Source organism: Cobetia sp. 2AS (assembly GCF_029846355.1).
Taxonomy (GTDB): Bacteria; Pseudomonadota; Gammaproteobacteria; order Pseudomonadales; family Halomonadaceae; genus Cobetia; species Cobetia amphilecti.
In genome coordinates this window covers 170,990-185,927 of the sequence record NZ_JARWKQ010000001.1, presented here as the reverse complement: position 1 = coordinate 185,927, position 14,938 = coordinate 170,990, and the positions used below count along the sequence as shown (strand labels likewise).

General features: G+C 62.5%; 12 protein-coding genes. 1 reads left to right on the top strand and 11 read right to left on the bottom strand.

The window, feature by feature from the left end; all coding sequences use genetic code 11:
* Nucleotides 1–97: 97 nt before the first annotated feature.
* The 4 genes from QD356_RS00825 to QD356_RS00810 all read right to left on the bottom strand — a co-directional run bounded on the left by QD356_RS00825 (nucleotide 98) and on the right by QD356_RS00810 (nucleotide 5,790).
* On the bottom strand, nucleotides 98–1,051 hold the full coding sequence (locus tag QD356_RS00825; protein ID WP_192838355.1) for a Nudix family hydrolase: 954 nt from the start codon (nucleotides 1,049–1,051) through the stop codon (nucleotides 98–100).
* Between the two features lie 107 nt (nucleotides 1,052–1,158).
* Nucleotides 1,159–2,382: a bifunctional glutamate N-acetyltransferase/amino-acid acetyltransferase ArgJ gene (gene argJ, locus QD356_RS00820; protein ID WP_192838354.1), complete on the bottom strand. Its 1,224-nt coding sequence runs from the start codon at nucleotides 2,380–2,382 to the stop codon at nucleotides 1,159–1,161.
* Between the two features lie 89 nt (nucleotides 2,383–2,471).
* The gene (gene secA / locus QD356_RS00815; protein ID WP_192838353.1) at nucleotides 2,472–5,234 is read right to left on the bottom strand and encodes a preprotein translocase subunit SecA; all 2,763 of its coding nucleotides are present in this window, start codon (nucleotides 5,232–5,234) and stop codon (nucleotides 2,472–2,474) included.
* A gap of 175 nt (nucleotides 5,235–5,409) precedes the next feature.
* The gene (locus QD356_RS00810; RefSeq protein ID WP_043332488.1) at nucleotides 5,410–5,790 is read right to left on the bottom strand and encodes a hypothetical protein; all 381 of its coding nucleotides are present in this window, start codon (nucleotides 5,788–5,790) and stop codon (nucleotides 5,410–5,412) included.
* 62 nt (nucleotides 5,791–5,852) lie between these two features.
* On the opposite strand from QD356_RS00810, the gene QD356_RS00805 reads away from it, so the two are divergent.
* Nucleotides 5,853–6,332: a DciA family protein gene (locus QD356_RS00805; RefSeq protein ID WP_054555084.1), complete on the top strand. Its 480-nt coding sequence runs from the start codon at nucleotides 5,853–5,855 to the stop codon at nucleotides 6,330–6,332.
* Nucleotides 6,333–6,546: 214 nt separating this feature from the next.
* On the opposite strand, the gene lpxC is transcribed toward QD356_RS00805, so the two are convergent.
* From lpxC to murG, 7 genes are all read right to left on the bottom strand, one after another.
* Complete coding sequence (gene lpxC / locus QD356_RS00800) at nucleotides 6,547–7,458, bottom strand: UDP-3-O-acyl-N-acetylglucosamine deacetylase (protein ID WP_054555085.1); 912 nt, start codon at nucleotides 7,456–7,458, stop codon at nucleotides 6,547–6,549.
* A 451-nt stretch (nucleotides 7,459–7,909) separates the two neighbouring features.
* A complete protein-coding gene (gene ftsZ / locus QD356_RS00795) occupies nucleotides 7,910–9,076 on the bottom strand; it encodes a cell division protein FtsZ (RefSeq protein WP_043332494.1) in 1,167 nt (388 codons plus the stop codon).
* Between the two features lie 40 nt (nucleotides 9,077–9,116).
* Complete coding sequence (ftsA, locus tag QD356_RS00790; protein WP_043332496.1) at nucleotides 9,117–10,397, bottom strand: cell division protein FtsA; 1,281 nt, start codon at nucleotides 10,395–10,397, stop codon at nucleotides 9,117–9,119.
* 289 nt (nucleotides 10,398–10,686) lie between these two features.
* The gene (locus tag QD356_RS00785) at nucleotides 10,687–11,415 is read right to left on the bottom strand and encodes a cell division protein FtsQ/DivIB (protein ID WP_043332498.1); all 729 of its coding nucleotides are present in this window, start codon (nucleotides 11,413–11,415) and stop codon (nucleotides 10,687–10,689) included.
* A 3-nt stretch (nucleotides 11,416–11,418) separates the two neighbouring features.
* Nucleotides 11,419–12,420 carry a D-alanine--D-alanine ligase gene (locus tag QD356_RS00780; protein WP_192838352.1) on the bottom strand — a complete coding sequence of 334 codons (1,002 nt, stop codon included), beginning with the start codon at nucleotides 12,418–12,420 and terminating at the stop codon, nucleotides 11,419–11,421.
* Nucleotides 12,417–13,829 carry a UDP-N-acetylmuramate--L-alanine ligase gene (gene murC, locus QD356_RS00775; protein WP_054555190.1) on the bottom strand — a complete coding sequence of 471 codons (1,413 nt, stop codon included), beginning with the start codon at nucleotides 13,827–13,829 and terminating at the stop codon, nucleotides 12,417–12,419. The genes QD356_RS00780 and murC overlap by 4 nt, the downstream gene beginning before the upstream one ends.
* Before the next feature lie 22 nt (nucleotides 13,830–13,851).
* Nucleotides 13,852–14,916 (bottom strand): undecaprenyldiphospho-muramoylpentapeptide beta-N-acetylglucosaminyltransferase, encoded by a 1,065-nt coding sequence (gene murG / locus QD356_RS00770; protein WP_192838510.1) that lies wholly within the window; start codon nucleotides 14,914–14,916, stop codon nucleotides 13,852–13,854.
* Nucleotides 14,917–14,938: the final 22 nt, after the last annotated feature.

Genomic DNA, 14,938 nt, shown 5'->3' with positions numbered 1-14,938 from the left:
CAGAGCTAGACACTCAAGACGCTGGGCATAAAAAAGACCCTCGAGGCTAGCCTCGAGGGTCTTTTTCGTTCAGGCAACTGCCATCAACGCGCGAGCATCACTTCCAGAAATCACGGATCGATGCGATACCCTGGGCGCCGACGGCGCGTGCGTGATCGCTGTCATAGCGGGACATGCCACCCAGCGCATAGACCGGCATGCACGCCTGCTCGACCAACCCCTGGAAGTCATGCCAGCCCAACGGCGGACGCTCCGGATGCGACGGCGTCACACGCAGCGGCGACAGTGACACGAAGTCACACGCCACACGGCCGGCCTGGTCCAGCTGCTGCTGATCATGGGTGGAGGCAGACAGCCACTTGTTGGCGGCAATCGGACGCTCGCCCTTTTCCGCCAGCTCCGCCAGACGCACGCTGGTCAGGTGGATACCATCCGCATCGACCTTGTCGAGCATGGACGGTTCAGCGTTGAGCAGCAAACGGGCGCCACGCGCATGACAGATCGCCAGCGCCTTCTCGGCACGCGCGATATAGGCCGCCTCATCCAGCTCCTTGGCGCGCAGCTGGACCAGACGCACCCCGTCCTCATCCAGCGCACGCGTCAGACGCGTCTCGAAGACGTTCTCATCGGCCTCTTCCGGCGTGATCAGGTACTCGCGCGGCAGCGAGACCGCCCGCAGAATCGGCAGATTCGCCGCCGGGAAGGCGTACTTGTAGAGATCCTCGATCTCGACCCAGCGCACTGCCTGCCCTTCACGGCCAAAGGGCTCGCCAGTGAACTGACGCGTTTCCCACACATCCAGCAGGATGTGCTTGTCCGGGTATTCGTGATGAATACGGATCAGCGGCTGAGCACGAATGATCTCGATGCCCAGCTCTTCGCACAGCTCACGCTTGAGCGCTTCCAGACCGGTTTCGTAAGGCGCCAGCTTGCCACCCGGAAACTCCCACAAGCCGCCCTGATCCACCGTCGAGGGACGACGTGCAATCAGGACCTGGCCCTGTTCGTTTAAGATGGCGGCAGCCGCCACGTGAACCCTTCGCTTCGGCATGATGCCTGTACCTTTGACTCGCGTTGTACATCCGACTCCGCCTCAAGAGGCGAAGCCTGCGGGAGATATTGCATTACCGTTTCAGCGTAAGCCTCCGCCCTGGGGCGTCAGCTACGATAATCAGCGTTGATCGAGACGTAATCGTGGGACAGATCCGATGTCCAGATGCGAGCTTCCTGCTGTCCACGTCCCAGGCGGATGCCGATCACCAGCTCTTCCTCGGCCATGGCGGCACTGCCGGCGGCTTCGGTGTAGCTGTCGGCACGGCCGCCCTGTTCGACGATGGTGACGCCATTGAGCGTGATCGCGACACCCGTGACGTCCAGCTCTTCCAGCGGCGCACGTCCGACGGCCGCCAGAATGCGCCCCCAGTTGGCATCGCTGGCATAGAGCGCTGTCTTGACCAGCGGCGAGTGCGCGACGGTAAAGCCGACGGCACGCGCCTCTTCCTGTGAACGCGCCTCGCTGACCTCGATGGTGACGAACTTGGTCGCCCCCTCGCCATCACGAATGATGGCCTGAGCCAGCTCGAGCATGACCTCCGCCAGGGCGGCCTCGAACGCGATCAGGTCTTCACCCTCAACACGCCCGGCCTGCCCCGTGACAGCCAGCATGCAGGCGTCATTGGTGGAGGTATCGGAATCGACGGTGATGCTGTTGAAGCTCTTGACCACCACCCGGCGCAGCATGGCGTCGAGAGCCGCCTGGTCGATGGCGAGATCAGCATCGGTGGCCACGAAGCCCAGCATGGTCGCCATGTTCGGGCAGATCATGCCGGAGCCCTTGGAGACACCCGCCAGCGTCACGCTCTCGCCATTGCTCAGCGCAAGCGTCCGCCAGCTGCCCTTGGGCCGCGTATCGGTGGTCATGATGCCATGCGCCGCGGCAGACCAGTCGCCCTCACCCAGGTTGGCAAAGGCTGTCGGCAACGCCGTCGTCAGGCGATCCATCGGCAGCGGTTCACCGATCACGCCGGTCGAGAACGGCAGCACTGCCCGGGCATCACAGCCGGCGATCTCCGCCAAGGCCTGGCAGGTCGCGTGAGCATCAGTCATGCCCTGCTCGCCGGTTCCCGCATTGGCATTGCCGGTGTTGATCACCAGATAACGCGGCCCTTCGACGCCTGCCGTGAGGTGCTCACGTGCGACATGGACCGGTGCCGCGCAGAAGGCGTTGCGGGTAAAAGTACCTGCAAGACGCGACCCTGCCTCGAGGGCCATGATCACCAGATCACGACGACCCGGCTTCTTGATACCGGCTTCAGCAACCCCGATCTGAAAGCCGGCAATCGCCGGCATGTCAGCGGGAAAAGTGGAAGGCCCTACCGCCATCGCTCACGTCTCCAATCATGGTGTTCTGTGACAACTGCCCCCTGCGAGCCGAATCGGCGTGACTCACAGGGAGGCTGTTTGGCGCAGTGTCAGCTCAGCTTGCCGTGGCACTGCTTGTATTTCTTGCCGGAACCGCACGGGCACGGGTCGTTGCGGCCGACCTTGGGCACATCGCGGCGCATCGGCTCGCCATCGCCTTGGGCCTGAGGCTGCGCACCGTACTGTGCCTCGACGACCTCTTCGGCCGCCTGGACACCGTCTTCACTGACCGCATCTTCATCGATACGGCGCGTTTCGGCGCTGGCCTGCTCACGCTCGAGGTTGGCACGACGCTCCTCTTCCAGCGTGTCGACCTCTTCCTGGCGACGCACCTGCACGTGGCTGAGAATGCGCACCACGTCGGACTTGATGTTGACCAGTAGCGTCTGGAACTGCTCGAACGCTTCGCGCTTGTATTCCTGCTTCGGATTCTTCTGGGCATAGCCGCGCAGGTGGATACCGCGACGCAGGTTGTCCATCGCCTGCAGGTGCTCCTTCCAGCGCGTGTCCAGCACCTGAAGCATGACCTGCTTCTCGAAGCGGCGCATCAGCTCAGGGCCAACGGCCTCGACCTTGTCGGCGTAAAGCGCTTCATGGGCGGCCTGCAGACGTTCGCGCAGCGTTTCCTCATGGAAGTGCTCGTCCTCTTCCGCCCACTGCACCAGCGGCAGGTCGAGGTTGAAGTCGGTCTTGAGGTCGTTCTCGAGGTTCGGCAGGTCCCACTGTTCCGGCAGGCTCTGCGGCGGCACACGCAGGGAGATGGCGTCATCGAGCACTTCGCGACGGATGCCGGCGATGTTCTCGGCGATCTCGTCGGCTTCGAGGATGTCGTTGCGCTGCTCGTAGATCACGCTGCGCTGATCGTTGGCGACATCATCGTACTCAAGCAGCTGCTTGCGCACGTCGAAGTTGCGACCCTCGACCTTCTTCTGCGCGCGCTCGACGGCATTGGAGACCATCTTGTGCTCGATGGCTTCGCCCTTCTCGAGCCCCAGCGCGCCCATCAGACGCTGCACGCGGTCAGAACCGAACAAACGCATCAGGCTATCTTCCAGCGACAGGAAGAAGCGCGTGGAGCCCGGGTCACCCTGGCGACCGGCACGACCGCGCAGCTGGTTGTCGATACGACGTGATTCGTGGCGCTCGGAGCCGATCACGTGCAGACCGCCCGCGGCCAGCACGGCTTCATGACGCTCCTGCCAGCCATGCTTGATCTCGTTGATCTGCTCTTCGGTCGGCGCTTCCAGCTCGGCAAGCTCGGCTTCCCAGTTGCCGCCCAGCATGATGTCGGTACCACGACCGGCCATGTTGGTCGCTATGGTCACGGCGCCCGGACGACCCGCCTGGGCGATGATGGCGGCCTCGCTGACGTGCTGCTTGGCGTTCAGGACGTGATGCTTGACCCCCGCCTTGTGCATCATCTGCGACAGCAGCTCGGAGGTCTCGACCGAGGCGGTACCCACCAGCACCGGGCGACCTTCCGCGACCTTCTCGCGGGCGTCCTCGATGATGGCGTTGAACTTCTCTTCCGCGGTCAGATAGACCAGATCATTCATGTCCTTGCGCGCGATGGGCTTGTTGGTCGGGATGACCATCACGTCGAGGTTGTAGATCTGACGGAATTCGAAGGCCTCGGTATCGGCCGTACCGGTCATGCCGGACAGCTTGTCGTAGAGACGGAAGTAATTCTGGAAGGTCGTGGATGCCAGCGTCTGACTTTCCTTCTGGATGGCAACACCTTCCTTGGCCTCGACCGCCTGGTGCAGGCCTTCAGACCAGCGACGACCGACCATGGTACGCCCGGTGTGCTCATCGACGATGACCACTTCGCCGTTGTTGACGATGTAATCCACGTCACGCACGAACAGGTTCTGGGCACGCAGCGCAGAATGCACGTGGTGCAGCAGGCTCAGGTTCTGGGCCGCATACAGGGAATCCTCTTCCCCGAGCAGCTCCTGGGCACGCAGCAGCGCCTCGACCTTCTGGTGGCCGAACTCGGTCAGCTCGACCTGCTTCTGCTTTTCATCGAGGGTGAAGTCGCCGCTTTCCGGATCTTCCTCATCGCTGCACTGCTCGAGCTCGCGCGCCATGCGATCGATGATCTTGTAGAGGTCGGTATTCTCTTCCACCGGACCGGAGATGATCAGCGGCGTGCGCGCCTCATCGATCAGGATGGAGTCGACCTCATCGATGATGGCGAAGTGCAGCTTGCGCTGGACCTTGTCTTCCAGCGAGAAGGCCATGTTGTCGCGCAGGTAATCGAAACCGTATTCGTTGTTGGTGCCGTAGGTGATATCGGCCTGATAGGCGGCGCGCTTGTCTTCATTGGGCTGGCCGGAGTAGATGACACCGACACTCAGGCCGAGGAATTCATACAGCGGACGCATCCAGTTGGCATCACGGGTGGCCAGATAGTCGTTGACCGTCACCACGTGGACGCCTTCGCCGGTCAGTGCGTTCAGGTAGACCGCCAGCGTTCCCACCAGCGTCTTGCCCTCACCGGTCTTCATCTCGGCGATGCGCCCTTCGTGCAGCGCCATGCCGCCGACCATCTGGGTATCGAAGTGACGCATGCCCATGATGCGCTTGCTAGCCTCACGCACGGTCGCGAAGGCTTCCGGCAGCAGCTTGTCGAGGTGTTCCCCTTGCGCGAGACGCTCGCGGAATTCCGCGGTCTTGGCTGTCAGCGCCTCATCGGAGAGCAGCTCAAGCTCACTCTCGAGCGTATTGATCGCATTGACCCGCTTGCGCAGGCGCTTCACTTCGCGATCATTCTTGGAACCCACTACCTTGGTCAGGAATTTACCCAGCATATTCTGTCCTTGTACGTGACCCGGGGCCGGGTCACGCCTTCACATATCATGACACTCAAGCGCTGCCGCCAAACGCGATGACAGGGCAGCTCGATGTGGCCCGGGGCCCATCAGGCATTACGCTCGAAAGAGAAAACGAACCTCATCATCCGCGGCGCGAACGATGAACGGGGTGTCAGGACAGAATGGGCGGCGCACGCGGCGCGATGGCATTGACGAGGCCACGCAGCAGGACGCGTGTGCAGGAAACGAAGGAGCGCTGGCGCGGGAGGTTGGGGCTGGCCTGGGGCGCACGACGCACCCGCTTGCGCAGGCAGCGCAGCCCCTGACGGCGACTCTCGGCACGAATCACCGCGGGTGCCAGCAACTGGATGCTGGCCAGCGTCAGATTGACGCGCTCGACCTGCGCTGCGCTCAGTCCAGCGGGGAACAGACAGCTGAGCAGCAGGCCTGCCAGCAGCCAGCGCGGCGCCGTGCGTACCGACCAGCGACGCGAAGCGCCGCTACCGGAATCCGGTAACGCACGAGGGCGTGCTGTGGCATCGACAGGGCTCATGCTGTTGCCGGACTCCCGCTCATGATAGATTGCCGGAAATCACTGAACCGGCATGCAAGCCCATGAGTATAAAGGCTAAGCGTTTCCGCGCCCAGCCCGCGGCGCGCCTGTTGAACGGCAAGGGGCAACTTGGCAGCGTCATGCGCCAGGCGCGCATGCTCGAGCAGGCCCAGCTGCACCTGCGTGCTGCACTGCCCAAGGACATGCAGGAACAGGTCTTCGTCGGCGGCTATCACGATGACACCTTGACGTTGATCACCAGCCGCGCCTCCTGGCTGACCTGGCTGCGCTATGAGCAGCGTCGCCTGATCAGTGTGCTGCGCGAGCTGCCAGAGCTTGCCACCCTCGCGCGCCTGGCCTTCAAGGTCCGCCCGATTCGCCCGGCCTTCGTGCCCGCACGCCAACCACGCCACCTGCCAGAGGCCGCCGCGGAACACCTGCTGGATTGCGCCTCACACACCCGGGACGAGCGTCTGCGCCTCGCCCTGGAGCGACTGGCAGCTCACGCATCGGATTCGAGCGACGACACCGAGACGCCCTGAGCCAACTCAAGCATTTCTTGTCTTGCATGCAAACAGCCGCGCCGCCCAGAAGGGCGGCGCGGCTGTTGTCGTTTCCATCTCCGGCTGGCTAAGGCCGGAGCATTGCTGTCAGGCTGGACGGGCTAGGTCACAGTGTTCTGCTCGTACTGTCTCTGAGTGCTTTTCTTCTGAAATACCTCGTCTTGCAGCTTTCGCAGCTGTCATTGACCTCGACTCAGACGGCAAGCGCCGGAGAGGCATAGGAAATCGGCATCGCATCGGAGTTCTCGAAGGTGACGATCTCGTAGCTGTCGGCATTTTCCAGCAGCGCGCGGCACAGCATGTTGTTGAGGCCATGGCCGGACTTGTAGCCACGGAACTCACCGATGATGCTGTGGCCCAGCTGATAGAGGTCACCGATGGCGTCCAGCACCTTGTGCTTGACGAACTCATCGTCGTAACGCAGGCCTTCATCGTTGAGGATGCGATAGTCATCGACGACGATGGCGTTGTCGAGGCTTCCGCCCAGCGCGAGGTTCTGGGAGCGCAGGAACTCGAGATCACGCATGAAACCGAAGGTACGCGCGCGAGACACTTCCTTGACGAAGGAGGTGGTAGAGAAGTCGACCGTGGTGGTCTGCTTCTGCTGTTCGAACACCGGGTGATCGAAGTCGATGGCGAAGGACACCTTGAAGCCGTTGTGCGGCAGGAAGGTCGCGACCTTGTCACCATCACGCACTTCGATCTCGCGCTTGATGCGGATGAACTTCTTGAGCGACGACTGCTCCTGGATACCAGCGGACTGGATCAGGAAGACGAACGGACCGGCGCTGCCGTCCATGATCGGCACTTCCGGCGCGGACAGCTCGACGAAGCAGTTGTCGATGCCCAGGCCTGCGAAGGCGGACATCAGGTGCTCGACGGTCGTCACCTTGGCTTCACCGTTGGAAACGGCGGTGCACATGGTGGTGTCACGGACGCTCATCGCATCGGCACGGATATGAGCCTGCGGCTCGAGATCGGTACGGATGAAGACGATGCCGGTGTTGACCGGAGCGGGACGCAGCGTCAGGTAAACCTTGTCACCTGAGTGCAGACCAACGCCTGTGGCGCGGATCGTATTCTGGAGTGTTTTTTGTCGAATCATAGGGAGATAGCCAGTCAGCCTGAATTTGGAAACAGTGTTCATGATAACAGCAATGCAGGAATTCAACAAATTGTCACCTGCCGCTGTTAGGGAAATTCAACATTGCCTTTCGAGCACCATTGAGGCTGACCCGCGCGCCTGCTGGCCTCGTGCTGAGTATGAACACGCAATCACCAAACAGTTCTCACTCGCACTGCCATAAAACGATAATCAATGTGCAAGACAGCTTGAAGACCTCTCCTCCTTACGCGCCCACGGCACTGGCGGATGCACCCGTGACGCACAGGCAGCGCCCCGCGCCGGCGGCGAAAGCCCCTTTTGTCTGCCCCGGAAACGACTTCACCCACCCGGGAAGCCCCGGATGGGTGAAGTCAGACTCACGATGAGCCGTGTCATCTCAGCCTCGTGCCGACTGGCACATGAACGTCAATGACGTGTCAGTCAGTGCGCATCAGTCAGCCTGGCGACGCAGGAAGGCCGGGATATCGAGATAGTCATCCATATCACGCGACTTGCGCGGCTCAGACTTCTTGGCTGCCGCTTCCTGCTCTTCCTTGGCCTGACGGGTGACCGTCGGCGTCTGCAGGCTGCGGTAGTCCGCCGGCTTCTCGACGGTACGCTTGGCCGGTGCCGTTTCACGCGCCGCCGGCTTCTCGACGCGACCGTCGAGACCCGCCGCCACGACAGTGACACGCAGCTCGTCGGTCATGTCCATGTCGATGGACGTCCCGACCACGATGGTGGCGTCCGGAGAAGCGAACTCCTGCACGGTGGCACCCACATCGTTGAATTCACCGATGGAGAGGTCCGGGCCCGCCGTGATGTTGACCAGGATACCGCGCGCGCCGTGCAGATCGATGTCTTCGAGCAGCGGGCTGCGAATGGCCTTCTCGGCGGCTTCACGAGCACGGTTCTCGCCGATGGCGTCACCAGTACCCATCATCGCCATGCCCATCTCGGACATGACAGTGCGCACGTCGGCGAAATCGACGTTGATGATGCCCGGGCTGGTGATCAGCTCCGCGATCCCCTGCACGGCACCCAGCAACACGTCGTTGGCGGCGCTGAAGGCGCTCAGCAGGCTGGCGCTCTTGCCCAGCACAGACAGCAGCTTCTCGTTGGGGATGGTGATCAGGGAGTCGACGTGCTCGGAGAGCTCCTTCATGCCCTGCTCCGCCGCCTTCTGACGACGCGGCCCTTCGAACGGGAACGGACGCGTGACGACGGCCACGGTCAGGATACCCAGCTCCTTGGCGACCTGCGCCACGACAGGAGCACCGCCGGTACCGGTACCACCCCCCATGCCAGCGGTGATGAAGACCATGTCAGCGCCTTGCAGAAGCTCGACGATACGCTCACGGTCTTCCATCGCCGCCTGGCGGCCCACTTCCGGGTTGGCGCCAGCGCCAAGCCCCTTGGTGATTTCACTGCCCAGCTGCAGGACAGTCTTGGCGGCCACGCGCTTGAGCGCCTGAGCATCGGTGTTGGCGCAGATGAACTCGACGCCTTCGATGTTGCTCTCGACCATGTGATTGACGGCGTTACCACCGCCGCCGCCAACACCGATCACCTTGATGACCGCGCTGCTGGAGGGTGCGTTATCTACCAGTTCGAACATATGCCCTGTCTCCTGGATCACAGTCTTTCTGTAATCCCTGTCAGAAATTTCCCTTGAACCAGCCCTTGATCCGCTCCAGCGTGGAGGTGTCGTGCTCTTGGCCGTGAACGCGTCGCGCGGCAGATTCCTCTCTGCGCACCGCGACGGTCGTCGACGATGGCGTGTGCCGCTCCTGTTTCATCCCATAATGTAGCAAACCCACACCCGTGGAATAAATCGGATTGCGGACCACATCCGCCAGTCCACGCACATTTTGCGGGCAAGCGATGCGAACCGGCATGTGGAAGATCTCTTCCGCCAGCTCAACGACACCTTCCATGCGTGACGTTCCACCCGTCAGAACCACGCCCGCAGCCACGAGATCTTCATAGCCACTGCGACGCAATTCATCGCGGACCAGGGTGAACAGTTCCTCATACCTGGGCTCGACCACTTCGGCCAACGCTTGACGGGACAGATCACGTGCCGGTCGGTCACCGACACTCGGCACCTTGATCGTCTCGTCGCTGGAGGCCAGCTGGGTCAGAGCACAGGCATACTTGACCTTGATTTCTTCTGCATATTGCGTCGGTGTGCGCAGCGCCATGGCGATGTCATTCGTGACCTGATCACCCGCGATGGGGATCACAGCCGTATGACGAATGGCACCTTCGGTGAAGACGGCGATATCCGTGGTACCACCGCCGATATCCACCATGCACACACCCAATTCACGCTCATCCTCGGTCAGAACCGCATGACTCGAGGCAAGCTGCTCGAGAATGATGTCGTCGACTTCGAGCCCGCAGCGACGCACGCACTTCTCGATATTCTGCACGGCATTCAGTGCGGCAGTGACCAGGTGAACGCGCGCCTCAAGACGCACCCCGGACATGCCCAACGGCTCGCGAATACCTTCCTGACGGTCAATGGCATATTCCTGCGGCAGCACGTGAAGAATGCGCTGACCTTCAGAAATCGCTCGAGCGCGCGCCGAGTCGATCACGCGTTCGATATCAGACGGCGTCACTTCGCGATCCTTGATCGCCACGACACCATCGGAATTCATCGAACTGATATGACTGCCGGCGATGCCCACATATACCGAGTGGATATCGCAGCCGGCCATCAACTCAGCCTCCTCCACTGCGCGCTGAATCGACTGTACGGTCGATTCGATGTTGATCACCACACCCTTCTTCATGCCACGTGAAGGGTGGGAGCCAATTCCCGCAATTTCGATACCGCCATCATCGGTCGGCTGACCCACGATCGCGACTACCTTGGAGGTTCCGATGTCCAGCCCGACCACCATATCCTGTGATTTGGAATGTCCTGCCATAGGTCGGGCCAGCTCCTTGATTCTGGTTCATCATGAAAATAATTGCGCGCTTTGACAGACAACATGTCTGCCGCACCACCCAAAACGGGTTTACGTTCCGTTTAACCCGTACAGAGGGATTTGACTTCCCAGTATAGGAGCAGCCACTTGGGGCATACCAGCCTAAAATACCGAGGGGCGCAAATCCCCGCTAGAATAGGCGGGATTGACGACAAATGAAACTGGCGATATCGCCATTTTGCTAATACTCACACGCAAATGAAGCATGTAGTGAGTGTCGCCATTTGCCTCAACTGTCCTTGCCTTCTTCGGGTGCCGTCGTCTCCCCATGCCACGCCACTGCCACTCCGTTGGGGTAACGCAGATCAATGTAGCGGATCTGCGACGCCTCATCACCCAGACGCCGCTGCCAGGCCGCCATGAAACGCGCCAGACGTGCCTCTCGATCATTGCGACCCAGCATCACCCACACCGAATCATTGACCTGAAAGCGCCAGGCGCCGCGTGGCTCCAATCGCAACTGGGAGACATTTAGCCCCAGCCCGCCCAACTGGCTCTGCAGCGCGTCAAGCTCGGCCAGCACTTCGGATCCACTGCCCTTGGGCCCCGCCAGATTGGGCAGATTGCCCAGCTGTGTGACCGGGCCCGCCTGGAAGGCATCACCGCGCACATTGAGCAATTCGCCATCATTCCAGTAGGCCACCGGCTGCTGTTCAAACAGCTCGAATTCGAGTGTATCCGGCCAGCGACGCGAGATGCTGACTTCACTCAGCCAATCGATCGCCAACGCGCGACGCCGAACCTCGCCCAATGGGACGGAGAGCCAGCTCTGGCCACGAATCAACGGCGCGATATGACGCTGAAGGTAGGCAGCACTGACATGATCGAAGTCACCCTTGATGGTGACTCGCTCAATGGGACGGTCAAGCCAGGTCCACAATGCCTGTCCGCCCGCGACCAGCAGCGCAAGACCGAGAACGAGGCCGAAGATTGCGCCGGTAGTGCTACGCGCCGCCATCGATCAATGACCACTCTGCTGAGCGACTGACGCGTCGTTTGCGTCCCGCTCGGCGAGAGTCGTGTCGAGAATACGCAGTACCAGGGTGGCGAAATCGAGCCCGACATGTGCCGCGGACTGCGGCACCAGGCTGTGATCAGTCATGCCCGGCGAGGTGTTGACTTCCAGCAGCCAGAAGGCGCCGTCCGCATCTTCCATCACATCGACACGACCCCAACCCTCGCAGCCCAGCACGTTGAATGCCTTGAGCGAGATATCGGCCAATTCCGCCTCGCGCGCAGCGCTCAGACCACAAGGCAGCAGATAGCGCGTGGTATTGGCGATGTATTTGGCATCGTAATCGTAGAAACCACTATCGGCTTCGATACGAATGGCCGGCAGGACTTCGCCGTCCAATACCGACACCGTATATTCCGGCCCCTTGATGAAACGCTCGGCCATCACCACCGCATCGAAGCGGCTGGCATCCGTCCAGGCATCCCGGAGCGCCTGGGCGTCCTCGACGATATGGATGCCGAGTGTCGAGCCCTCATGCACCGGCTTGACCACCACCGGTGTCCCGAGCGTCTCGAGCACCGACTGCCAGTCCGTGTCCGCCGCCAGGCGACAGGAACGCGGCGTCGGCAAGCCTTCGATATCCCAGAGCTTCTTGGTGCGCAGCTTGTCCATGCCCAGTGCCGAGGCCAGCACGCCGCTGCCGGTGTAGGGAACGCCCAGCAATTCCAGCGCCCCCTGCAAGGTGCCATCTTCGCCGCCGCGACCATGCATGGCGATGAAGACACGGTCGGGGCGCAAAGCCTCAAGACCGGCCAGCCCATGCGCCATGTCATAGCCCTGCACATCGACGCCTGCGCCCTGCAGGGCCGCCAGCACCGCCGCACCACTCTTGAGCGACACCTCGCGCTCGGCGCTCAGGCCACCGAACAGCACCACGACACGTCCATAGCGCGTGGCCAGCTCAGGATTCACGCCTGTCGATCCGGACGGGGAGGAAGAGACGGTCATAGCGTCACCTCGTCAAGCTTGAGGTCGGCCCCCGCCAGTGCCAGCGCAATGCCACCGACATCGCCCGCCCCCTGGGTAATCAGGATATCGCCCGGACGCAGCACGTTCTTGAGCAGGTCCGGCAAGGCACGCTTGTGCTCGACGAACAGCGGGTCCACCTGACCGCGCTGACGGATCGAGCCCGCCAGCGAGCGGCCATCGGCGCCCGGAATCATCGCTTCCCCGGCACTGTAGACATCCAGCAGCAACAACGTGTCGACTTCGGACAGCACACGCACGAAGTCTTCATAGAGATCATGGGTGCGCGAATAACGGTGCGGCTGGTAGGCCATCACCAGGCGGCGCTGCGGCCAACCGGCGCGCACGGCGCGAATCACCATCTCCACTTCGCGCGGGTGGTGGCCATAATCGTCCACCAGCATCACGCTCTGCTCACCATCGGGTGCCGCGAATTCTCCGTGCACCTGGAAGCGACGACCGACACCGGCAAAGCTTGCCAGTGCGCGGGCGATGGCCTCATCGCTGACACCGACATCGGTGGCGATGGCGATCGCCGCCAGGGCGTTGAGCGCATTGTGCTCACCCGGCATCGCCAGGGTAATCTCGAGCGGTGCATGGCCTTCCGGACGCAGCGCCGTGAAGCTGAGCTGACCGCCACCCTGGCGGAAATCGCTGATGCGGTAATCGGCATCATCGCTGAAGCCGTAGGTCACGAACTGACGCTGAACACGCGGCAACAGCTCACGCACGTTGGCATCATCGATACACAGCACCGCCAGACCGTAGAACGGCAGGTTGTGCAGGAATTCGATGAAGGTGTCCTTGAGGCGATTGAAGTCGCCCTCATAGGTGGCCATGTGATCGGCATCGACGTTGGTCACCACCGAGATCAACGGCTGCAGATGCAGGAAGGAGGCATCGGACTCGTCTGCCTCGGCGACCAGATACTCGCCCTCGCCCAGACGGGCATTGGTGCCCGCGCTGGTCAGCTTGCCGCCGATGACGAAGGTCGGGTCCATGCCACCTTCCGCGAGCAGGGTCGCGGTCAGGCTGGTGGTGGTGGTCTTGCCGTGGGTACCGGCAATCGCGATGCCCTGGCGGAAGCGCATCAGCTCGGCGAGCATCTCGGCGCGACGCACGACGGGAATGCGATGCTCCCGCGCCCAGGCCACTTCCGGGTTGGTGGTGTCCACCGCGGTCGAGACCACGACCACATCCGCGCCTTCGGCATTGATGGCCGCATGACCGATGGCGACACGCACGCCGCACTCACGCAGATGCGCCGTGACGGCCGATTCCTTGAGGTCACTGCCGCTGACCTCATAGCCCATGTTGCCCAGTACTTCGGCAATACCACACATGCCCACACCGCCGATGCCGACGAAGTGGATACGACGGATGCGGCGCATACCTGCACCGCGATCAGAATTGCTAGCGTTCAAGGCGAGTCTCCATGCAGCCTGCCAGCATGGTCGCTACCGCATCGAGTTCCGCACTATTGCGGGCGCGAGCGGCCATGCCAGTGAGTATCTTGGGGTCGAGCAATTCTGCCAGCGTCTCGGCGAGGCGCTCGGCAGTCAACGTATTCTGGGGAATCAGGCGCGCGGCATCCGCCTTGACCAATACCGCGGCATTGACGGTCTGGTGGTCATCCACGGCGTGGGGGAACGGCACCAGCACCGCAGGACGACCTGCCGCGGCCAGCTCTGCCACGGTCAGCGCGCCGGCGCGACAGACCACGAGATCTGCCCAGGCATAGGCCTCGGCCATGTCACCGATGAACTCGCTGACCTCAGCCGTGACACCGGCTGCCTGATAGGCGGCGAGGGTCGCCTCCTGCTTGTCACGTCCGGCCTGATGGCGCACCACGGGGCGCGAGGCTTCCGGCAGCAGAGCCAGCGCCGGCGCGAGCGTCTCGTTGAGTGCCTGAGCGCCCAGCGAGCCGCCCATCACCAGCAGATGCAAGGCACGCGCCTCGCCTGCCGTCTCGGTCACGCGCTCCGCGGCACCGACATCGGCGATCTCATCGCGCACCGGATTGCCCACCACCTGAGCCCCGAGGGCCGGCGGGAAGGCGCCCGGGAAGGCGGCGTAGACACGCGTCGCCATCCGCGCCAGCACCTTGTTGGTCAGGCCCGCGATGGCGTTCTGCTCATGAACGACCAGAGGAATGCCTTCAAGGCGCGCCGCGAGCCCGCCCGGACCACTGGCGAAGCCACCGAGGCCCACCACCAGCACCGGCTTGAGTTCACGGATCACGCGCCGTGCCTGCAGAACGGCACGCGCGAGACGAAACGGGATCGCCGCATAACCCGCCAGTCCCTTGCCACGCAGGCCTGCGACCTCGACCCGATGCAGCGGGTAGCCGGCGTCGGGCACCAGGCGATTCTCGATGCCACGCGGGCTGCCCAGCCAATGGATCTCGTGACCGGCCGCCGCGAGGGCACGCGCCAGCGACAGCGCCGGGATCACATGTCCTCCCGTGCCGCCGGCCATCATCAGCACGACGCCTTTGGAG